The sequence below is a fragment of the Heliobacterium chlorum genome, assembly GCF_014502795.1.
Classification (GTDB): domain Bacteria; phylum Bacillota; class Desulfitobacteriia; order Heliobacteriales; family Heliobacteriaceae; genus Heliobacterium; species Heliobacterium chlorum.
Genome location: NZ_JACVHF010000014.1, coordinates 63,111 through 83,771, shown reverse-complemented (window position 1 = coordinate 83,771; position 20,661 = coordinate 63,111). Strand labels below are relative to the sequence as shown.

Annotated in this window: 20 protein-coding genes; 3 read left to right on the top strand and 17 right to left on the bottom strand. The window is 53.7% G+C overall.

The genetic code is table 11. From position 1 onward, the window contains the following. Positions 1 to 126: 126 nt before the first annotated feature. The 13 genes from H1S01_RS13280 to H1S01_RS13220 all read right to left on the bottom strand — a co-directional run bounded on the left by H1S01_RS13280 (position 127) and on the right by H1S01_RS13220 (position 11,875). Entirely contained in the window at positions 127 to 336 is a 210-nt protein-coding gene (locus tag H1S01_RS13280; RefSeq protein WP_155477653.1) for a DUF951 domain-containing protein, read from the bottom strand. 14 nt (positions 337 to 350) lie between these two features. Continuing rightward, on the bottom strand, positions 351 to 1,274 hold the full coding sequence (locus H1S01_RS13275; protein WP_188040934.1) for a mechanosensitive ion channel family protein: 924 nt from the start codon (positions 1,272 to 1,274) through the stop codon (positions 351 to 353). Positions 1,275 to 1,282: 8 nt separating this feature from the next. Continuing rightward, positions 1,283 to 2,278, bottom strand: coding sequence for a HEAT repeat domain-containing protein (locus tag H1S01_RS13270; RefSeq protein WP_188040933.1), 996 nt, complete (start codon positions 2,276 to 2,278; stop codon positions 1,283 to 1,285). A gap of 3 nt (positions 2,279 to 2,281) precedes the next feature. Beyond that, complete coding sequence (gene yedF, locus H1S01_RS13265) at positions 2,282 to 2,710, bottom strand: sulfurtransferase-like selenium metabolism protein YedF (protein ID WP_188040932.1); 429 nt, start codon at positions 2,708 to 2,710, stop codon at positions 2,282 to 2,284. A 94-nt stretch (positions 2,711 to 2,804) separates the two neighbouring features. Then, a complete protein-coding gene (locus H1S01_RS13260; protein WP_188040931.1) occupies positions 2,805 to 4,265 on the bottom strand; it encodes an aminopeptidase in 1,461 nt (486 codons plus the stop codon). A 29-nt stretch (positions 4,266 to 4,294) separates the two neighbouring features. After that, positions 4,295 to 5,020, bottom strand: coding sequence for a CvpA family protein (locus tag H1S01_RS13255; protein WP_188040930.1), 726 nt, complete (start codon positions 5,018 to 5,020; stop codon positions 4,295 to 4,297). 44 nt (positions 5,021 to 5,064) lie between these two features. Beyond that, positions 5,065 to 6,039, bottom strand: a complete 975-nt coding sequence (locus H1S01_RS13250) for an ATP-binding protein (protein WP_188040929.1) — start codon at positions 6,037 to 6,039, stop codon at positions 5,065 to 5,067. A gap of 18 nt (positions 6,040 to 6,057) precedes the next feature. Beyond that, a complete protein-coding gene (locus tag H1S01_RS22350; RefSeq protein WP_188040928.1) occupies positions 6,058 to 7,509 on the bottom strand; it encodes a DnaD domain protein in 1,452 nt (483 codons plus the stop codon). Between the two features lie 270 nt (positions 7,510 to 7,779). Next, a complete protein-coding gene (locus H1S01_RS13240) occupies positions 7,780 to 7,974 on the bottom strand; it encodes a DUF1858 domain-containing protein (protein WP_188040927.1) in 195 nt (64 codons plus the stop codon). 45 nt (positions 7,975 to 8,019) lie between these two features. After that, a complete protein-coding gene (locus H1S01_RS13235; protein ID WP_188040926.1) occupies positions 8,020 to 8,832 on the bottom strand; it encodes an NAD(P)/FAD-dependent oxidoreductase in 813 nt (270 codons plus the stop codon). A gap of 81 nt (positions 8,833 to 8,913) precedes the next feature. Beyond that, positions 8,914 to 10,263, bottom strand: a complete 1,350-nt coding sequence (gene hcp / locus H1S01_RS13230) for a hydroxylamine reductase (RefSeq protein ID WP_188040925.1) — start codon at positions 10,261 to 10,263, stop codon at positions 8,914 to 8,916. Between the two features lie 163 nt (positions 10,264 to 10,426). After that, positions 10,427 to 10,942 (bottom strand): RrF2 family transcriptional regulator, encoded by a 516-nt coding sequence (locus H1S01_RS13225; RefSeq protein WP_188040924.1) that lies wholly within the window; start codon positions 10,940 to 10,942, stop codon positions 10,427 to 10,429. Positions 10,943 to 11,092: 150 nt separating this feature from the next. Beyond that, entirely contained in the window at positions 11,093 to 11,875 is a 783-nt protein-coding gene (locus H1S01_RS13220) for a class I SAM-dependent methyltransferase (protein WP_188040923.1), read from the bottom strand. A 189-nt stretch (positions 11,876 to 12,064) separates the two neighbouring features. On the opposite strand from H1S01_RS13220, the gene H1S01_RS13215 reads away from it, so the two are divergent. Continuing rightward, positions 12,065 to 12,385: a thioredoxin family protein gene (locus H1S01_RS13215; protein ID WP_188040922.1), complete on the top strand. Its 321-nt coding sequence runs from the start codon at positions 12,065 to 12,067 to the stop codon at positions 12,383 to 12,385. Positions 12,386 to 12,449: 64 nt separating this feature from the next. Here the strand turns inward: H1S01_RS13215 and H1S01_RS13210 are convergent, their stop codons facing one another. From H1S01_RS13210 to H1S01_RS13195, 4 genes are all read right to left on the bottom strand, one after another. Further along, the gene (locus H1S01_RS13210) at positions 12,450 to 14,969 is read right to left on the bottom strand and encodes a DEAD/DEAH box helicase (RefSeq protein ID WP_188040921.1); all 2,520 of its coding nucleotides are present in this window, start codon (positions 14,967 to 14,969) and stop codon (positions 12,450 to 12,452) included. 84 nt (positions 14,970 to 15,053) lie between these two features. After that, entirely contained in the window at positions 15,054 to 16,112 is a 1,059-nt protein-coding gene (locus H1S01_RS13205; RefSeq protein WP_188040920.1) for a TIGR03943 family putative permease subunit, read from the bottom strand. A gap of 11 nt (positions 16,113 to 16,123) precedes the next feature. Next, the gene (locus H1S01_RS13200) at positions 16,124 to 17,191 is read right to left on the bottom strand and encodes a permease (RefSeq protein ID WP_188040919.1); all 1,068 of its coding nucleotides are present in this window, start codon (positions 17,189 to 17,191) and stop codon (positions 16,124 to 16,126) included. Between the two features lie 219 nt (positions 17,192 to 17,410). Next, positions 17,411 to 17,812: an ArsR/SmtB family transcription factor gene (locus tag H1S01_RS13195; RefSeq protein ID WP_341479101.1), complete on the bottom strand. Its 402-nt coding sequence runs from the start codon at positions 17,810 to 17,812 to the stop codon at positions 17,411 to 17,413. 226 nt (positions 17,813 to 18,038) lie between these two features. Here H1S01_RS13195 and H1S01_RS13190 point away from each other — a divergent pair, with 226 nt between their 5' ends. Together H1S01_RS13190 and acsA are read left to right on the top strand one after the other, a co-directional pair. Continuing rightward, a complete protein-coding gene (locus H1S01_RS13190) occupies positions 18,039 to 18,533 on the top strand; it encodes a hypothetical protein (protein ID WP_188040918.1) in 495 nt (164 codons plus the stop codon). A 282-nt stretch (positions 18,534 to 18,815) separates the two neighbouring features. After that, a complete protein-coding gene (gene acsA, locus H1S01_RS13185) occupies positions 18,816 to 20,537 on the top strand; it encodes an acetate--CoA ligase (RefSeq protein WP_188040917.1) in 1,722 nt (573 codons plus the stop codon). The last annotated feature ends 124 nt before the right edge of the window (positions 20,538 to 20,661 follow it).

Below are 20,661 nucleotides of genomic sequence, written 5' to 3'. Positions count from 1 at the left end.
CATAGTCATTGCAGATCACCTCTTGTGATCAGTATTCCCCATTTCTATGAAAAGTTCATCTCTTCTATGGGATGATCGTAAGAATTTCATCATAAAGGGCACACCCCAGAAGGCGGGATGTGCCCTTTATGTTTGCTTTGGATCGGCTTCCTCGAACCGGGAAATGACCGCTTTCACCGCTTTTTCAAACTTAACCCGCGGGATCAACAGTTGGTGGCTGCACCCGAGGCAGCGAATGCGAAAATCCATGCCGACACGGGTGATTTCCCAGTCAGTAGATCCGCAAGGGTGTGATTTACGCAGGCGCACTCGATCGCCGACGGAAAAATGGGCCATTCCGATTTCACCTCTTACTTGGAAGACTCTTGCTTCAACAGGCCATCCTGTACAGGGCTTCGCAAAGAGCTATAAGGCACATGGACCTGCCGTGGATAAGGGATCTCGATCCCCGCCTGTTCAAAAGCCAACTTAAAACGACGACGCATCTCTCGTTCCATCCGCCACTGTTCCATCGGTACCGTCTTGGCGATGACGCGAATGACCACTTCCGATGGTCCTAAATTAACAACACCTAACACCTGCGGCCCTTCTGTGATCAGATCGGCCAACTCCTGGGCCATTTCCTTAGAGGCCCTCTCCAAGATGTCTAAGGCCCGGTCCACATTCTCCTCGTAAGCGATGCTGATGTCGACCATGGCTGTCATGGGGCCGCGGTTTTTGTTACTCACTTCCTTGACCTGACCGTTCGGGATGATGTGCAGGTCCCCCGTGATATCTCGAATCTTCGTCACTCGCAGCCCAATCTCTTCGACAACGCCGGAATACTTGCCGATGGTGACAAACTCGCCGACAGCGTACTGGTTTTCAAAGATGATAAAAAAACCGGTGATCACGTCGCGCATAAGGCTCTGGGCGCCAAAACCGACAGCAATGCCGAAGACACCGGCACCAGCTAGAATCGCCTGAGTCTGAACCCCGAAGACCGTGTTCAACACTTCCATAGCTGTGACAAAAAAGACACTGTAAAAGAGCAAGCTTTTCAACAGGGTCGCCAAGGTGGCCCCCCGTTTTTCGTTGATCAAGGTCATGCCGTTTTCCCGGGAAAAAATGCCGTCGATCGCTTTTTTGCCAAAGCGAAGCACCAACCAAGCCAACAAGAGGGCAAAGAAAACGTGAACAGTGCCGACGGCGAAGGCAGCTGTCGGATCAGCCCATTCCCCCATGCCGATCGCTTGCATCCGCGTACTCACATACTGACCGAAAATACTGAGCATGGCTCACCTCAACTCTCGGTTATGTAATGCAGCGCCTGCCGGGCGCAACCACTGACGCGATAATCCGGGTCTTCCAGGCCTTGAGTCAATATGTTCCGGACGTCTTTTTTTATTTCAGCCGCTAACAGATCGAGGGCAGCTAACCGCCCTAAGGAACGGGCCGCTTCTGCCCGCACCCGTTCGTTCTCATCGGACATCGCTTCCATCAAGGCTGGAATCAGGGCGCCCCGAGCCAACAGCCCTGCCGACTCGGCAGCACGGGCACGAACGAGGGGACTGGCATCGCTCAGGCTCTTTTTCAGCGCCCTATCGAGATCGCCCACCTCTTCCTGTTCTGCCGGGGGTCCGAAGGAAGCCATCACTTCCCAGGCACGGCTGCGGATTTCTTCTTCCGCCTGCGTCGTCATGGCGATGAGTTGTGACCAGACCGATTGACCGTCAAAAGCACGGCGCATCGCCAATCCCCGCGCAGCCCGGTCAGTCCAAGGGCCGCCGTCAGGGCGGTGGAGCACTTCGATAAAAAAGTCAGTCACACGGGGCTCCGGTCGTTTCGCCAAGTAATCGGCCGCAGCTAAACTGACCGAGGGGGCGCCGCTAATCAAGGCTGCTTCTAACAGCGGGAGAACTTCCGGCAGCGGCATCGGGCCAATCGTCTCGATGACTCGCTCTTTCGGTGCCGTCGGTAGATTGCTCATGACTTCTTGCCAATAGATTTCGAGCCGCAGGATCCGGGCCAACCGCCAGGCAGGGCTTGAGGAGGGTCCCATGCCGTTGACCATCTTCCCGGTCGATGTGGGCACCGCCCGAACAGCAGCGAGCCACCACTGGCTCCGCTTTTCCGACGGCTCTTTTAAGATGACCGCCAGCTGTTCCTGGCTCGGCACAATTCCCTGCACCAGGTTCTGTAAAAATCCCCGGATCTGTTCGTCCGGTTCCATCGTCTTTTTCTTCTTCCCCCAAGGCCACCAGCGGAGCCAGAAGGGTTCTTTCTCTGCTATACTCATGACTTAAAAATTGATCACTTTCGGTGCTCGAGTGAGGGTATCGATAATCGCATACATGTTGCTGACTTTTCCGGCGACGACTTGGTCTTTTAGGTGATAAAAATCGAGGCATGTCCCGCAGGAGAGGATCTCGGCACCCCGCTCCTCCAATGCCAGCAGGTTGGGGATCGCGTCGGAATCTTGGCAGACCAGTTTAACACCGCTGTTTAAAAAGATGATCGTCCTAGGGATCATTTCCGCTTGGGAGAGGGTGTAAAGAAAGGATTTAGCCAATGTCCGGCCCAGTTGATCATCGCCGCGACCGATGGTGTCTGCCGCCATCACCAGCACCGTTCCCTCCCGGATCTCAAAGGAGGTGGAAATGCCGGTTAAATCTTTGTTCGCAGTGCCGGAAAGCTCCGACATGGCTGCCGCACCCGTCTCTTTTGTCATTCCAGATACCTCCAACGTGTTACCCAGCGAAGAGATGGGCGAACCCCACCTTTAGGAAGGTTCTCGGTTCGCCCACCCTCGCCGCTGCGGAACGCTATTTTTTCGCTGACGCCAAAAAGGCCTTATAGGCTTGACAGGCCATATACACATCAGCTTTGTGAGCCACTTCAAAGGGGGCATGCATGCTGAGCAAGGGGACCCCGCAGTCGAGCACATCCATACCGTAGACCGCCAGAAACTGGGCGATCGTTCCGCCGCCCCCCTGGTCCACTTTGCCCAATTCGCCGCTTTGCCACACAATCCCTGCATCCCGGAAAATCCGACGCACTTCTCCCATGAATTCGGCGTTCGCTTCCGAAGTGCCGTATTTTCCGCGGCTGCCGGTGTACTTCGATACGGCTACACCGTAGCCTAAGCGGGTGGCGTTTTTCTCTTCGAGCACATTCTCATAGTTGGGATCCATACCGGCTGTCACATCGGCAGAAAGGGCTCGGGTGTGGAAAAGACAGCGGCGCTGGATCAATTCGGGCGGTGTCAATTCCCCTTGCGGCAAAGACGCATAGACCAGTTCCGCCAGAGCGTTTTCGAAGAATCGAGAACGCATGCCCGTATTGCTGTCGGAGCCAGTCTCCTCTTTATCGACGAGCAACACCGCCGCCGTCTGCTCTGTTTCGGTCAAGGCGAAGAGAGCCTCCGCCGCAGTGTAACAGCAGACCCGGTCATCTTGGCCGTAGCCGCCGACAAAAGCCCGATCAAAACCGACGTCCCGGGCGCTTCCAGCCGGTACCCCTTGCCATTCGGAGGTCAAAAAGTCTTCTTCGGTCATGCCGTACATCTGGTGAAGGAGTTCTAATATGGCCTTCTTAAAGCGCTCTTTATGCTTTTCCTTGCCGTTCTCTTCTTTTTCTTCGTCGGCAGGCAACCCCCCGACAAGAATATTCAGGCCTTCCCCGGTCACCGCCTCAGACATCTTTTTCTCCATCTGATCCTTCGCCAAATGGGGTAGCAAGTCCGTAATGGTGAATACGGGATCGTCCGCTTTTTCCCCGATAGCGATCTTCCGGAGTGAACCGTCTCCCAGCACGGTCACCCCATGCAGGGCTAAAGGCAAGGTGAGCCATTGGTATTTTTTGATGCCGCCATAATAATGGGTCTTAAAGAGGACCATCTTCTCGTCCTGATATAGCGGGTTGGGCTTCAAGTCGATCCGTGGTGCGTCCAGATGGGCACCTACCAGGGCTAATCCTTCCGACAGGGGCCGTTTCCCGATCTGCACGAGCAAGATGGCCTTGTTGCGATTGACAAAGAAGACCTTATCGCCAGGTTTCAGTCCCTGAGCCGCTTTTTCGGCGAAAGGCACATATCCCTGCGCGATCGCCCTCTCCTGGAAGTAATCGACCGCTTCCCGCTCGGTCTTGGCCGTCGATAAAAATGTCTTATAGCCTTCTGCAAAGGCCTGTACCTTTTCTTTTTCGGCCGCTTTCAAACTATCCCACACCGGCTCTTGTTTGTAGGCCAAGCAGTTCTTTCCGTTTTTTCCTTCTTTTTTTCCCACTTCGATTCCTCCTGCAAAAACGATCGGTCTCAACGAAAAGTGTAGCCGCTAAAGTGTTGAACCATCCATTCATTGCAGGTAAAGATGACAGGCATTAACCGGGACGAATCCAACAGCGGCTGCGTCTCTACCCGCAGGGGTGATGCACCCACCAGCGTTCCGCCGTAAAACCAAGCCAAAACGAGCACGACAGCTGCCCAACCAGTCCCCGCAGCCAGCGTGGCGCCAAGCAGGCGATCTGTCTGGCCGAGCCAGCCGTCACCGCGAAACTTAATCCAAGCGGCCACGACGAGCTTGACCAGCAGTCCGAAGACGGCGAAGGTCACCACAAAAACCAGTGTGTTCCAGAGCGAATTTGCTAAATAGTTCGCCACCATATCGCCCATCGTATTCACACCCGTCGGGATGGTAACGGTTACATTGCTGAGTTGCTGGGCCATCTCATGTTTGTAAAAGTCCGGCAGTGGCAGATCTTTGAGCGCCCGTTCGATGTTCAAGCTGGGCATCACATCGACCTTCACCTGGGCTGCCGGGAGAGCGGGCATAAACTTTTGAAAAAAAAAGCTTTGCAGGCGCGCTACGGCGCCGAGCTGCTGATCAAGCAGCACCGCCAGCGGCTTAAACATACTTGTTGCTAGGAAAAAAGAAAATATGTATGCGCCAGCTCCCAGCAAGGCAGCCAGCAGCCCCCGGCGATACCCCCGGTAAAAGCATATGCCGACGATGATGAGAATCAACCCGTCTAAGGCGTTCACATCGGTTCTCCTCTCCGCTAAGGCCTCACGGCGCAGGCTGCCGGTTACAGCAGCTTATATTCACCCGATTCCCGCTTCAACTGCCGGACACTCTTGCCTTCGAACTTCATGACCATGGACTGGGTGATCAGGCGATCAGCCAGCCGGTGACCGTAGATCGCCGGGATCTCGCTAAGCTGAATATTGGTAGAGACCACCATCGGTTTGCCTAAGCGCAGACGGTCATTGACCAGTTCAAACAATTCGGAGACGACAAAATCGGTCGTCTTTTCAGTTCCCAAGTCGTCGATGATGACCAGATCCACCTTGCGCAGCGCCGTAATCACTTCCGGCTGGCGGCCTTGGTTCTGAAAATCGAACTTTGCTTCCATAATGCTCGCCATGATCTGGCTGATCGTCCGGTAGATGACCGAATTTCCCGCAGTCAGCAGCCGGTTGGCGATGGCGCTCGACAGGTGGGTTTTCCCCGTGCCAACGGCGCCGTGCAAAAGTAGGTTTGTCTTACAGGTTCCCCGGATCATGGCTTCGCTAAACTCTTGACATACCCGAAGGATGGAACCCATTTTTTCGGCCAGTCGAAGTCCCGGCTCACCCTGCCGCCGGTACCAGGAAAGGTCAAAGGTCTCAAAGGTCTGATGCTTCATCTCGTCAGTCAATCCCGACTGGGCGAACGCTTCGTCGATCTCTTCCTGGATCAGGCAGGCACACTTGACGCCGAAATCGCTCCAGCCCTTGTCTTGGCAAAGCGGGCAGTCCCAGCGCACCTCAAAGAGGGACGGATCGATCCGGTGCTCTCGGAGAAAACATTCCCTGACCCTATTCAGGGTTTGCCGCTCCTGCTGGAGCGCTTCGATCTCGTCCGCTTTCATCCTCCCCACGGCACTTTGCACCAAGCGGATGCCGATCTGCCGCAGGCTGCGATCCAGTTCAGCCAGGCGGGGATATTGCCGGTGCAGCCCCTCGATCCGCCGGTCCCGCTCCGCCTGTTTCTGCAGCCGTTTGTTGTCCCGATTGATCATGGTCCGCCTCCGATCCCCTTATATATCATTAAATCGTTCATAGGCTTTTGCTTCCTCTTCACTCTTTGGCATGACGTTGACGCCAGCAAGCGGGCCTCGCTGCGGCGAACCGGCAGTAGCTGCCCGACCGGCCCCGCCGCCGCGGGTTCGCATCTGCTTAAAGCGTTCGGTTTCCCGATCGCCCTCTTCTACGGTCCGGACGCCAGCCTGCCGCCAGCGCAGGAGGATCATGTCCACATAGTTGAGGTTCGGATTGGCCGCTCCTTTATAGGTCTCTTCACAAGCTCGCAAGATGACCTCGTGAGAAAAGCCCCATGTTTTCGACCACTTCAAGTACATATCCCGAAAGACGTCGTTGATCTTGATCCTTGATCCCAGGGTTGTCCACACTTCGCAGATCTTATCGTCCACATAAGACTTACGGCGATAAAAATCTTGCAGCTTGTCCACACTGTCGACGCCCCACGCCGAAATCAATTCGGCCTGGCGGCGGAAATCGGCCACTGTGGGCACCGTCTTCTGATGCAGTTGGCTATGCGCAGCGACCATCTCCAAAAAGGCGAGCAATAACTCGTCAGACCAGCGATAGCGCGCCTGCATCTTACGGATCTCCCGCACATCATCATGATTGATCGCCTGACCTCGAAGCTGCTGTAAAAATTGAACGATCGGTCGATCGTCTTCCACCGCCGCCGCGGCAGCGTTCCGGGACGAAGCTTGCCCCGGAACAGTCCCCTGTCCCGTTCCTAGGCCATTTCCCAGGCTGCTTCCCTTGCCGGTGCCAGTCGGCGAAGCAAACTTTCCGGCCGCCTGCTGTTCGAGATGGCGCCGTACCTCCTCGAGCTCCCGGCGGAGGTTCTCCAAGTCCATCGTCTCTTCGTTGATTTTCTGCTGCTGCTCCTGCAACCGCCGTTCCTCCGCAGTCAGCTGCAGCTGCATTTGGTGCAGCAGTTGGTCTTTTTCCATCAAGGACTTCTGCCATTGGCGCAGCTCGTCCTCCCAGACGACAAGGCGCTCTTCCCGCTCCCGCAGGCCTTTTCGCTCCTCATCCAATTGGTTTCGTTCGATCACCTGGCGAGAGCGGGTGTCATCTAACCGGCGCATTTCTTCCTGGATTTCGTCGTGGATCTGTATGTACTGCTGCATGGAGTCCACATCGCCCACTTGGCAGTGGACAAGTTTGGCGAAGAGCGGTTCGAAGGAGATAAATACCCGGTCTTCTTTACAGGACATAGCCAGCAGTTGCATCTTTTTCAACCGTGCGATCGTATCGGCCACATGGCGGGGCAAGGAGGCGCCGGGAATTCCTTCCGAACCGGCCGCCATCACCCGTTCTTCAATCACCAGCAGTTCCTGCATCAAGTCGTTGCTCAATTGCAGTTCCTCTTGTGAATGGTAAAGCAAATTATGTAAATGAAGGGAGCGGGTCTCCCAAAGTCGTTGCATCCATTGTGCGATGATCGGAGCCACTCCCCTTTCTCTTGAAACATCTAGCGACTATTATTGTAAACCCATGTATCAGGGCCGCCAAGATATTTTAACAAATGATGAAGTCCCTCTTGCTTCCAGTTAAGGATAAAAGGGACTTTATAAGATTCGGCTGCAGTAGAGCCCGTCTGTCCTATTTTTGTCGCATATTCAGTTCTATTTCGACATTTTTACCGATAGACCTTCCCGGACAGAAACAGAAAGAAGATCGAAGGTTTTTCCCTCGATCTTCTTCCCAGTTCTAACCTAACGCTATTTTTTAATCGCTTCGTTCAAAGCCTCCAACAGCCGGTCCGCATCAAATCCGTGAACGCCGGCCGCCTTTTCCACTGATTCATTACGGGCGGAAGGACAACCTAAGCATTGCATCCCAAAAGATCGAAACACAGGGACCGTCTCAGGATATTTGCTCACCACTTCGCCAATCATCATGTCTTTGGTAATCATTAAAAGCTACCTCCTTGTATCTTCTTAAGAACTACGTATATCGAATTATGGCATGGGACAACTGGTTTCGCCGCCCGTCTGTACCTCTAAGGGGAATAGCTCGCCTGGCCGGACATGATGGCGCGCTTCTTCCTCCGGTGTCGGCCAGGGCGGCAGATCTTTCATCTCGCCGAGCACTTCCCGGCGAATCCGGTCGAGTCCCACCCGAGGAACAAACTCATGCATCCGCTCCCCAGGGTGGGCCTTTTCCTTGTAATAGTGTAAGGCACGATCGACGATGGCGAGGACCTGTTTGCGGGTCACCCCTTCGATAAAGAGGTCCGCCAGCCGCGGCGCATGACCGCCGGCGCCGCCGATCAGGATGCGGTACCGGTCTTCATCGAGACCAATCACGCCGATATCGCGAATCGCCGGTGCTGTACAGGAAAGATAGCAGCCGGCAATGCTCATCTTGACCTTATTCGGCATATCCATACCGCGAAACTTCTTGTCCAGTAAGGTTCCTAATCCGATGCTGTCCGACGTGGCTCGTTTGCAAAAGGCAATACCTGGGCAAAAACGGACACCGCGGCAACGCGGGCCCAGCAGTCCTTCCGGCTCGCGGCCGAGCTCCTGCCAGGCTTTCTCTACGTTTTCCCGCTCCAGCCCGATCAGCATGATCTGTTGACCGGAGGTCACATTGACCGCTTTGGCGTATTTTTTAGCGACTTCCGCGATCCGCATCAGTTGAGCCGGACTCATAAAGCCTCCGGGATGATGGGGAACGATGGCAAAGGTTTTTTTGTCTCGCTGTTTGTTCGCACCCCGAGGGGCCAACATATCGGCAAAGCCAGGGGGAATCGGTACTTGATCACTCACGGTTAGCTACCTCCTCTACACCACCCCATTAGTGTACCTCCATCCCCGAAAGACATCAGTCCCACCAGAAGAATCTTCAACTTACAGGAAGGAAAAGAGCTGTTTTAGCTTCTGCGTAAAGGAGACAGGTCCCACTTTGACACCAGCAGGCCGGCTCAACATTTCTTTTAAGTCTTCCTGCGCATTTCCCGTCAATCTAAGGGAGAAGGTATCTTGCAGGACTTTCAGGACACCGGGAGAGACGAACTCGGGAGGATTCGGACCGATATAGATATTCTGCACACCGAGGCTGAAGAGACCTAACAATATGGCGACCGCTTTTTGCTCAAACCAGGAGAGGACGATGCTGAGGGGCAGATCGTTCACGGAACATCCGAAGGCTTCGGCTAAGGCGACAGCGATTTTCACGGCAGAGCCGGAGTTGTTGCATTGTCCCAAGTCGATGTAGCGGGGGATTCCGTCGATCGTGCCGAAATCGTGATCGTTAAAGCGGTATTTCCCGCAAGAGGTGGTCAATATGATGCAGTCCTTCGGAACTGATAACGCGAGTTCTCGATAATAGTCGCCGCCTTTGCCAGGCTTATCACAACCGGCGATGACAAAGAAACGCTTGATTTTTCCTGCTTTTACCGCTTCGATCACCTTCGGGGCAATCCCCAGTACCGTTTCGTGGTGAAAACCGGTCAGTATCGTTTTCGACGACGGCACATTCGCCGCCGGCAAGGCCAATGCTTTTTTAATCAGCGGTGTGAAGTCGTTCTGCTCAATTTTGCGTACGCCTTCCAGCCCGGCCACTTCATAAGAGAAGAACCGGTCTGCATAGCTGCCTTTGATCGGCATAACACAGTTTGTCGTCGCCAAAATGGCACCAGGGAATGATTCAAAGAGTTGTCGCTGATCAAACCATGCCTTGCCGATATTTCCCTTCAGGTGCGGGTATTGCTTTAACTTCGGATAGCCGTGAGCGGGGAGCATCTCCGAATGTGTATAGATATTGATCCCCTTACCTGCGGTCTGCTTCAGCAGTTCCTCCAAGGCAAAGAGGTTGTGACCGGTCACGACGATGCATTTGCCCTCGATCTTGTCGGAAGTAACCTGGACCGGTTGGGGCACGCCGAGGCGATCCGTGTGGGCTTTGTCCAGCAAGTCCATGACTTTGACGGTGGCCTGCCCCACTTTCATCGCCATGCCGATGTGTTCTTGTACATTGAAGTTCGAGTTGGTCAGCGTCGTGTAGAGCGCTTCCTGGGTGATCCGGTTCACTTCAGAGTCAACGTATCCCAGTTGGCGAGCATGGGTGGCGTAGGCAGCCACACCTTTTAATCCGAAAATGATGATGTCCTGTAGACTGCCGATATCCTCATTTTTTCCACAGACGCCAACACGGGTGCACCCGCCTTTGACGGTTTGAGAGCATTGATTGCATAACATAATTCAACAACCTCCGTTGATAATATTATCAGTTCGCTTACATTTAGAAGTATAGGTAATATAACTAATTTAGTCAGTGATATACGTCACAAAAAACAAAACGCATGGCCCCTTCTTTTGGTGTCCATGCGTTTGTTTGTCTTCCACCACTCTCCACGAGGCTTTATTGCCTCGGACCGGCTGATGCCGGGGTCCTTTCGCTTCCGACTGAGCTCTCCTGCACTAGCAAAGAGGTCTCTACGCTTTCGGGCGTCTCCGCCGGTACCGACAACACCTGCTTCGCCCGGGCTAGGTCAGCCACCGTGGTGTTCGCTAAGACCTCTATCATCGCCGACTGTGCTTTGGCCCAGACGTTGTGCAAGGGGCAGGAACACTGATTCGGGCAGGCACCTGCTCCGACAAGACAGCGGTTGATGGCGATGGGGCCTTCCACCACCTCGATGATTTCCTGCACGGTCACCTGGGAAGGTTGAACCGCTAGGCGTACGCCGCCGCCCGCTCCTCGTGTGGCCTCTACCCAGCCGCGGCGGCTCATCGCCGCCATAATCTGTGGCAGGAAGTTCGCCGGAATTCCTTGTCGTTTGGCGATATCCTTGGACAGGGTGAACTCTCCCGACGGCAGCAAGGCCAAATCCAGCAAGGCGGCAATCGCATATTCAGCTTTGCGCGTGATCTCCATCGGAGTCCCCCCAGACATAAATGTTACTTATCGACTAAAGTTTATGTTACGCCTATTCGGTCTTGACGTCAATCACTTTATATCACTGGGATTTTTGCCCTCTTTTGCTCAGTCAGGGCGACTTGGAGGCTTAGGGCTGACCCGACCCGTTTACTTTCCAGCCGAAACGACGACAGCCGGGCTGGATTCGGTCAACGGCTTGCCGGTCAAATCGCCATACCACTGTAAATTCCGATAGCCGAGGGATGTCAACATGGTTTCGAGATCGTCCGGTGACAGTGGCAGCAGGCGGGTCTCAGCCGTCCAGTTCTGTACAGCATCTTCGGCTGCCGTACCGTCTGCCTTCTGTTGTTCGATAGATAGATTCGTTAAAAACCGTATCGTCCCCGATGGCTCCGGTTCATAGCGCCGTTCGAATCGGATATGAGCCTCGCCGGCCTTACCTTCCAGCGTCGGCAGTTGGCCTCCCTCCCGGAGGACTTTGGCAAAGTGCACCACTTGAATGATGATGCGGTGATCGCCGTGCTCATTCATTCCCCGTTCCCAGGTCTGCAAGGTCGCCCGAATCCGCTCCACTTCCAACAGATGAGGAAGGGAATTGCCGACGCAGTAGACTCCATCCCAGCGGCCTAGCCTGTCGGGATGGATTGCTTCCATATCCATCACCTCAAAGCGAGGACGCTTTCCTGGGAAGGTCTTGATTTGGGCTGCTTTGTATCGAGCCTGCTCAATCATATGGGGATGCAGATCGATACCGACGAGGGAGAAGTTACGTTCGGCCAGCCCAAGAGCATGTCCGCCAGTGCCGCAGGCAGCGTCTAGTAAGACCTTCCCTTCGGGATGACCAAACTGGTTGGCCAGGAAGTCGACGACCGGTCTTTTCACAGGAAAAACGACGTCATAGTAGGGCGATAAAGCATCATAGAGGTTCAAAAATGGTTCCTTCTCTCTATCCAGTTTTTAATTCAACCCAACCTGTCTCTGGCGAAAGGTTATCCCAGGAAGAGTACGAGTTTTCTGATCGTTATATGGCGAAGAACTGTGGACAACCTTACTCAAACGGATTAAAGAGTGATAAAATAAGGAACAAAGTGGATTACCGTTTTATAGGGAGGTATGTCGATGATCGAGCAACTGACCACCGAGACCTTTGACGAAACAATCTCCGCATCCCCCGTATACGTCGTCAAGTTCTACACCAAATGGTGCCCCGACTGCGTTCGAACCGATCAGGGCTATAAGGAGCTCTCCCAGTCTTTGGCGGAAAAAGCCCGGTTTGGGCAAGTCGATGCCGATGCACAGCCCGATCTTGCCCAACGTTTTGATATCCGGGGTATCCCGACACTTTTAGTCTTTCGCGAAGGTAAGGAGGCAGACCGCCTGCACAGCCGCGACGCAAAGACGAAGCAGCAGTTAGACGATTTTCTGACTAAAGCCCTTTAGGTAATTCTCAAGGTAAGCTTACCTTAACGGACAACCTTTTGCCTTCTTTTTCGCCGTTGAAGAATTACAAACCGGCCACCACTTCGGGACGACCCACGAGATCTTGGGCTCGTCCCACTTTTTTTCTCAAGGTTTCGTCCTCTTCGACGGCCCGGGATAACTGCCGGAGGACATCCATCGTCCGGCGAGCCAAAGCGATGGCATCTCCTTCCGCCATGTTTACATGGTTCAAAAAGTCAGACCAGTTCTCCGCCTCGATGAGCGTCTTGATGAGATAACAGCCTTCCGGCCGAAAATGAGGCTGTGGAAGTCCCTCCGGCACCATTTCCCGGACGCGGAGAAACACCTTATGCGCCTCTTCTACATATCCGCCGAGGGTTCGCGAAAAAGCCATGATCTGCGGTTCGACTCGTCCGTCCTCAATGACGACTCCACCGATGAGCGCCGCTAGATCCACCTCACTGATCGGATGGAAGAGCCCGTTGAAAAGCCACTCTGTGACGAGCAGCTCTTCCACATGCAGTTTGGCTAACACCGCCCCTCTCGCCAGCAAGGTACCTTCGGAAGACAAGTACTGCTTCTCCGTTAAAAAGGCGACCATCCGTTCATATTCTCGGCGAATTTTGCGGATTTGCACCTCCGCACGAGCGATCTGTTCTTCGGCCTGCTGCCAAGCCCGGGCAAAATCGGCAGTCTCCGCATTGCGCCGCTGGCAAGCTACCCGGTCCTGCCGGTCACAACGAATCGACGCCAGTCCTTTGAGCCGGAAATAGATATCCTCTCGTTGCTCTTCCGCCTGTTGAATGCGTGTCTTCAGCCGATCGCTTTTATTCTTTTGCTGCTTCCACGTTCGCAGCTTCCGGTCAAGATTTCGCAGTTCTCGGTCTAACAATCCCCGGTTTGCCGGACAGATATCTTTTCCGACAAGGGCGCAGCGGGACATAGCAGGATTCTCTTTCAGGCGGTTTAAGCGCTTTTTGGCATGGCGCATCTCCACCGTTTCCTGATAAGCCTTGAAATTGTTAGCCAAAATCTTGTCCACTTGCTCGTCCGAGTGGTGGGCCGCCAGGTTGACGACAGAGTTAAAGGACAAACCGAAGCGTGAGCGGATCGGCTCAGGTTGGCGGTCAGGCCAGTTCGGGAACCGTTCCTCTGAAAAATTGGTAAAATCGACTCGTACGATGACCAAGCCGCGTTCGTCCATCCCGCGGCGGCCCGCCCGCCCAGCCATCTGGTGATACTCGGTGCCGGTCATCACGCGAAAACTTTTGCCGTCAAACTTGGTCGTCGAATCGATGCAGACCGTTTTCACGGGGAAGTTGATGCCAACGGCAAAAGTCTCGGTGGCGTACAGCAGTCGCACTAGACCTCGGCCAAAGACTTCCTCGACAGCTTGCTTGACCACCGGAGGCAGCCCGGCATGGTGAAAGCCGATGCCTCGGCTGAGCATTTCCCGCATAGCCGGCCAAATGCTGGTCGCAGTGATCCCAGGGAGACGATCTTCCACCTCTTTGAGCACGCCTTCGGCCACATCCCGCTCGGCGTCCGATAAAAAGGAATAGCCAGACCACTCCCGAGCCGCCTGCTCACAGCCGTTGCGGCTGAAAAGAAAATAGAGCGCGGGCAGCAGTTCCATGGAGGCAAGACAGGATACCAGTTGACGGTGGCTCGTTGCCGGCAGCCCTCGCTGCAACGTCTTAAAGAAAGGCCGCTTTTCCCGGGCCTTCTGTTCGGCCAGATCTTTCGGCGGTTCATTGATCTGCTCCCAGAGACGAACCACATCGCCTGACTCCATCAGACCCAGGTCCCGCTGATAATAAAAATGCTCCAGCGGCACATGGCGATGCAGATACCGTACGATCGGCACCGAACGCTCATGAACGTCACTCAACCAATCGGCAATCTCATAGATGTTGGGCACGGTGGCCGATAAACCAAGCAAGCGCACCTGCGGCGGCATGAGAATCAGGCATTCTTCCCAGACCGCCCCCCGTTCTGGATCGTTCAGATAGTGTATCTCGTCGAAAATCACGTGGGAGAGTTCACCGGGAATGTCCTTTTCGATGAGCATATTGCGGAAGATTTCCGTCGTCATCACCATGATCGGTGCGTAGCGGTTGATCTGGTGATCGCCCGTCAAAAGCCCTACATTGCCTTCCCCGTACAGGCGGCAATAATCGCGAAACTTCTGGTTCGACAGCGCTTTAATCGGCGCTGTATAAAAGACCCGCCGCCCCTCTTGCATCGCCTTATCGACGAGATAATCGGCGATAAGCGTCTTACCGTTACCGGTATGAGCCGCCACGAGACAGTCTAATCCGGCATCTAGGGCTCGAATCGACTCGACTTGGAAGTCATCCAGCTTTAACCCTCGCCAGACGGGATTGTCTGGATGTGCCGCGGGCGGTTTCGGCTTTGTCTTGTAGCGAAGGGTGCGGCGAAATACTCTCAAGTCCGCTGGCAGCGCCTTGACGTTCACGATGTCTTCAGGAAATTCCACAGGCGGTTCAAGTCGCTTTTCACGGGACTTGGGTTCTGTTGATCGCTCTTTTTGGTGCCTGGAGACAGGGTAGGACCTGCGCAAGACTTACGTCCCCTTTCGATGTTAGCCATAATTGCTGGAAGACTTTCGCCTCAACGGTCTCCAGTTCCTCCTATACATTTTTCCTCAGTTCACATAAATATATGGGTTTCTCGGTGGAGCTTCCATATTGATTTCGTTGACCCAGATCACGAGCCCGCCCGGAGTGCCCGGTTCTTTCGCTTTTTCCATGACTCCCTTTGCCTTCACCCAGCTTCCTATCTTAATTCTGTCCTTTTCCGGGGTATGTTCCTGCATCCATTGCTGCAGGTTATCGACGGCCATCCCCATGATCACTGTGTCAGCGACACAGCAATTGACCACATAGCGCCCCACATAGAGCCCCTGGTTGCCGCCAGGCGATTGAACGAGGTATCCGCTAATCTCTATCGGTCGTCCTTCAAAATCATCCGGTTTCCCATTGATGTCCAGCAGCAGTTGAAGAAAATTTTTCTCATCGAAGAGAACCGGTGACTTCTCTTTCGGGGCGAGCGGTGGTTCTTCCGGAGTCGGTGGGATTTTCTCTTCCGGCAACTGTTCCGATGGTTTCGGCGAATCCGTTCCTTCCGGAGGACTGTTTTCCGTTGACTTCGGAGGTGCCTCCGGCGACGTTTCTGGTATCTTCTCCGGTGCCGTCTCTGCTGTTCCTTCCCCTTGTGCGCCTGGCACCGGCTTCGCCTCAGGCCGTTCTTCCGGTCCCTCCTCTGTCACCTGCACATCTTTAGGCAGACCTGACCGAACCCAGGAGCGATCGTGATCATGAAAGTACTGAGGAACCTCGGAAAGAAAGGACGATTCTTTTTTTTCCTCACCTTCCGGCAACCGTACCCCTCTTTGGGTGACAAACTCCCCGCTGAGCACGGGTGATCCGGGAAGCAAGGAGAACAAGAGCGGCAGAGCAATCAGTCCACAGCGCACGAGGTTCCCCCAGGCAAGGCCTTTTTGGCTATGAAGCGAATGAAATCCCTCGCGACGAAGACGCAGCCACTGTGCCGCTGCAAGTATGGTAAGCACCCCGGCCGCAATCGTAATGGTAGAGCCATACCGGGGATGGATGTAATAGTTCACCGTACCGGTTAGGCTAAGTGTGGCAGCCCAAACGGCTAAAGCCAATAATATAAAGAATTTTAAGCGTTGCAGGTTCATCGGCATCCCCCTTAATGTAGGTGTAGGATCCACCCGCCATTGATCGCCCAGCCGTAGGCAAACACGAGCAGGGGCAGCCAGAGAAGCAGAAAAATAACGAGCGACGATTGCATGGAACGAAACAAAACCCAGGTATTCTTGATATCCAACATGGGCCCCAAGACCAAGAAAGCCAATATCGCGCCCGGAGGAAAGTCATGAGCTAAGGAACTGGCCAAAAAAGCATCGGCATTTGAACAGACCGATAGAATAAAAGCCATCAGCATCATCGCCAACGTCGACAAAACACCTTGGTTTGCTACCGACATGAGCCACTCGCGAGGAACGACCCCTTGCAAGATGGAGGCTAGGAGTGCCCCCGCGAGAAAATACGGCATCAAATCAAAAAACTCGTCCACCGCATGGGTAGCCACACGGATCCACTTCTGTCTCCAGCGACCTCCACCGGATCCGGCGAGCATAGCTGGTCCACAGAGATGGTCATGGCTATGATCATGGGTGTGGCCGCAACCACAGGCGGCCGCGGGACCCTCCTGGCGAATCCCTTTTCCCCGCCAGAAGAGCAGTGCCATTCCTGTCAACCAGGATAGAAGCAATACGCCGATGATGCGCCCGTAGAGCAGTTCCTCATGACCGCGAAAGGCCATGGCAGTCGACGTTAACACGACCGGATTGACCACCGGTGCTGCCAGCAAGAATGTTATCCCCGCATAAAGTGGAAGCCCCTTATGAATCAGTCGGCGCACCACCGGAATAATGCCGCACTCGCAAAAAGGAAAGACCATGCCCAACATGGAGGCGACCAAAACGGCAGCCCATGGCTTTGCGGGTAGAAGCCGTTTCAGCCCTTCCGGAGATACGAATACCTCCACGACGGCTGAAACGAGAACCCCCAGCAACAAAAAAGGCAGCGCCTCCAAGAAAATGGCCAACAACAGAATGCGCGTTGTCTGCCATCCCAGCGATGACGATAGATAGGGAAGTGTCCATCCGGCCACAAGCAACAGAACTGCAAGCGCTACCAGCAGCCAGCCGCCGCCAGTCGCTAAGTTTCGCATCCGCATGACCAACACAGCCATACCGGTCCCCCCACAACCAAAGTTTGTCCCTTACATGGATACACAAAAAGCCCGGAAGCTAGACCAACAGTCCGTTCCGGGCTTAAAAACGATACATGATTTAATAACCAGCTTTTTCGGCCGGCTACGTCGGCCTTTTGGATTCTACCTCGTGAACGGTCACATCTGTGTTAAGCTTACGCGTGCGATGTTGCTCTATCACTCCGTACAGAATCGAAGTCACCCATGATTTACGTGCTCTATGCCCTGCTGCAGCATATCAAGTATATGGGCGTCATCGAGGGAATAATAGACCATCTTTCCATCCTTGCGGTACTTGACTAAGCGCAGATTGCGAAGTAGGCGCAGTTGGTGGGATACCGCAGACTGAGTCAGCTCCAACAAATCAGCCAGATCGCATACGCAAAGCTCACCGAAGGATAGGGCATGGATCAATCGAACCCGGCTTGGGTCCCCGAGTGCCTTGAAGATATGGGCCAACCCTTGATACGTCTCATTTGGCAACACTTGCTTCCGGCGCTCATCGACGACATCCCTGTGCACACAAAGTTCTTCACAGTTATCCACAGTATTATCCACAATTTTATTCACAGCTTGCATCATATCTTTATCTGCTTCCACACTTATCGCCCTTCTCTTCAAATGTGCCTCTTTTCCTCCATCCACAGGTGTATGTAAAACACTATTGTCTCCAACAAATAGGCTTCTTACTCTTTGGTTAAGGTTTTCTTCGTTTTATAGAAGAGGAAATCCTGCCTGTTCTGGAACGTCTCTGCAGGGTTTTAACAGGGAGGCGCGAATAAGACTCATAAGGCAACAAGAATTTCATAAGGAGGGAATTGAAGCGATGAAGCCGGAAGAACTTCTCCTGGATTCACAAGAGCAATTGCTGAAAGAAATCGACCTGCTAGACGACAAGCTTTCCCTGATCCAACGGGAAGAATCGAATCTTGAGACGCAGGAAACTTCCCTGCTGCAAATGTCCATCGAAAATGTCTTGATGATGCTCAGCAAAATTTACAAAAGCGGCATCAAGTTTCCCATCGCCGATACAGGCCATTTCTATCCCGAAATCGTGCTCATCTTTGATGACCGCCGCAAGGTCTTCTTCACACTGACCAAGAACGGAGAAATCATGGAGCGGGACTTTATCACCCCTTCCGATGTAAAGGTAGTTCCGACTTGGGTCTTTGTGTCCCGGTACCCCTTTGAAACGGTGCTCACCAACTTAGCTGCTTCCGTCGAGCGATATCGTGTATTTGTAGCCGAAGCGGAAGAGCGCCATGCCCAGCGGAAAGCGTTCTTACAGCGGATCCCGCAGCTGAAAATCCCCAACGTATAACCGGTTTTCCCCTCTTATCCCCCATGTTTTCCACAGGTTTAACCGTAGGTTATCCACAAAAGTTGTGGATTTCTGCCGGTTATCCACAGAGTTATCCACCGTAGACCTCAGTTTTCCCCAAGTTTAGCCTTTGTTCAGGAAACGAAAAGCAAAATACGTGAAATCAGGGTGGCGTTTTAAAAATAAGGACTATACGCCATCCTTTTCTTTTGCTACAATGGTCAACATGAAGACGATATATTCTGAATATTTGAAATTACCTGTTAATAAGGAGGCTTTTACATGCAGGGTGAGCAAATTCCAGTATTCCCTTTCGATTACAATTTGAAATCTTACGAAGAAGCCCGCCAAGACTTTTCTTGGGCTGACGTGGAGAAGGAATTCTCCTGGTATCAAACAGGCAAGGTGAATATCGCCTATGAGGCGGTAGACCGCAACGTGCTTGAAAAAGGACTCGGCGAAAAAGTTTGCCTGCACTATTCCGATAACCTGCGTCAAGAGACGGTGACCTACCGTCAAATGATGGAACGTTCCAACCAATTTGCCAATGTCTTGCGCAAATATGGCATCGGGAAAGGGGAGCGGGTATTCATCTTTATGCCTCGCAGCCCTGAACTCTATTATTCCTTCCTGGGCATCGTCAAAAACGGCGGCATAGCCGGTCCGCTCTTTGAAGCCTTCATGGAAGGTGCCGTACGGGACCGCCTGGCTGATGCGGAAGCCGTCGCCATCATCACTACACCGGCGCTGCGCAAACGAATCCCGAAAGACGAGCTGCCCCACCTGAAACATATCTTCATGGTCGGAAACCCGGAAGGGGGTCTCGGCGAGGGCGAAATCGACTGGTACGCCGAGATGTACCAGGCCTCGTCAGAGTTGGAGATCGAATGGGTCGATCGAGAAGACCCCATGCTGCTCTTGTACACCTCCGGATCGACAGGAAAACCGAAAGGTGTTCTCCATGTCCATAACGGCATGATCCAGCACTATCAGACAGGAAAATGGATCCTCGATCTCCATCAAGATGACATCTACTGGTGTACAGCCGACCCCGGCTGGGTCACCGGCATTTCATACGGGGTATGGGCGCCTTATCTGCTCGGGGTCACCTCGGTCATCCGCGGCGGGCGTTTCCGTCCGGAAGATTGGTATAAGACGATTCAAGACCTTAAGGTCAACGTCTGGTACAGCGCACCGACGGCCTTCCGTATGCTCATGTCGGCCGGCGACGATATCATCAAGCAATTCGACCTTTCCTCCCTGCGCCATGTCCTTTCTGTCGGCGAACCCTTAAACCCGGAAGTGGTCCGCTGGGGCATGAAAGTCTTCAACCGTCGCATCCATGACAACTGGTGGATGACCGAAACGGGCGGTCAGATCATCTCCAACTATCCCTGTATGCCCATCAAGCCCGGTTCCATGGGTAAGCCTTTCCCAGGCATTGAAGCAGCCATCATCGACGATAAAGGGAACATCCTGCCGCCGTTGCAGATGGGCAACCTCGCCGTACGCAAAGGCTGGCCCTCGATGATGCGTCAAATCTGGAAAAACCCGCCTAAGTACAACGAATATTTCCGCATTGAAGGCTGGTATGTGTCCGGCGATTCGGCCTACATGGATGAAGACGGCTATTTCTGGTTCCAAGGCCGCATTGATGACGTCATCAACACCTCCGGCGAGCGGGTCGGCCCCTTCGAAGTGGAATCGAAACTGGTGGAGCACCCAGCCATCGCTGAGGCCGGCGTGATCGGCAAACCAGATCCGCTTCGCGGCGAGATCATTAAAGCATTTATCGCCTTGCGCGAAGGATATACCTGGTCTGAAGAATTAAAGAACGAAATTATCGAATTTGTGAAAAAGGGCTTGGCCGCCCATGCGGCACCCCGGGAGATCGAAGTTCGCGACAAACTGCCTAAAACCCGTTCTGGTAAGATCATGCGCCGGGTTCTCAAAGCCTGGGAACTGGGCTTGCCGACGGGTGATCTCTCGACGATGGAAGATTAACCCGGCATTCTGCTTTACGCCTATTTCATTCCCACCCTGCGTCGACCGCCTCGGGCGGTCATTTTTTTTTGCCAGTAATCTCCGGTCAACGGTCTGCGAATTATGGGAAAAACTTATAGGGTAA

Excerpts from the sequence above, each read along its gene's own strand:
- acsA (WP_188040917.1), top strand. The coding sequence starts at position 18,816 with ATGCAGGGTGAGCAAATTCCAGTATTCCCTTTCGATTACAATTTGAAA.
- H1S01_RS13205 (WP_188040920.1), bottom strand. The coding sequence starts at position 16,112 with ATGAACCTGCAACGCTTAAAATTCTTTATATTATTGGCTTTAGCCGTT.
- H1S01_RS13275 (WP_188040934.1), bottom strand. The coding sequence starts at position 1,274 with ATGCTCAGTATTTTCGGTCAGTATGTGAGTACGCGGATGCAAGCGATC.
- H1S01_RS13200 (WP_188040919.1), bottom strand. The coding sequence starts at position 17,191 with ATGGCTGTGTTGGTCATGCGGATGCGAAACTTAGCGACTGGCGGCGGC.
- hcp (WP_188040925.1), bottom strand. The coding sequence starts at position 10,263 with ATGTTATGCAATCAATGCTCTCAAACCGTCAAAGGCGGGTGCACCCGT.
- H1S01_RS13270 (WP_188040933.1), bottom strand. The coding sequence starts at position 2,278 with ATGAGTATAGCAGAGAAAGAACCCTTCTGGCTCCGCTGGTGGCCTTGG.
- H1S01_RS13280 (WP_155477653.1), bottom strand. The coding sequence starts at position 336 with ATGGCCCATTTTTCCGTCGGCGATCGAGTGCGCCTGCGTAAATCACAC.
- H1S01_RS13190 (WP_188040918.1), top strand. The coding sequence starts at position 18,039 with ATGAAGCCGGAAGAACTTCTCCTGGATTCACAAGAGCAATTGCTGAAA.
- H1S01_RS13240 (WP_188040927.1), bottom strand. The coding sequence starts at position 7,974 with ATGATTACCAAAGACATGATGATTGGCGAAGTGGTGAGCAAATATCCT.
- H1S01_RS13250 (WP_188040929.1), bottom strand. The coding sequence starts at position 6,039 with ATGATCAATCGGGACAACAAACGGCTGCAGAAACAGGCGGAGCGGGAC.
- yedF (WP_188040932.1), bottom strand. The coding sequence starts at position 2,710 with ATGACAAAAGAGACGGGTGCGGCAGCCATGTCGGAGCTTTCCGGCACT.
- H1S01_RS13215 (WP_188040922.1), top strand. The coding sequence starts at position 12,065 with ATGATCGAGCAACTGACCACCGAGACCTTTGACGAAACAATCTCCGCA.
- H1S01_RS13225 (WP_188040924.1), bottom strand. The coding sequence starts at position 10,942 with ATGGAGATCACGCGCAAAGCTGAATATGCGATTGCCGCCTTGCTGGAT.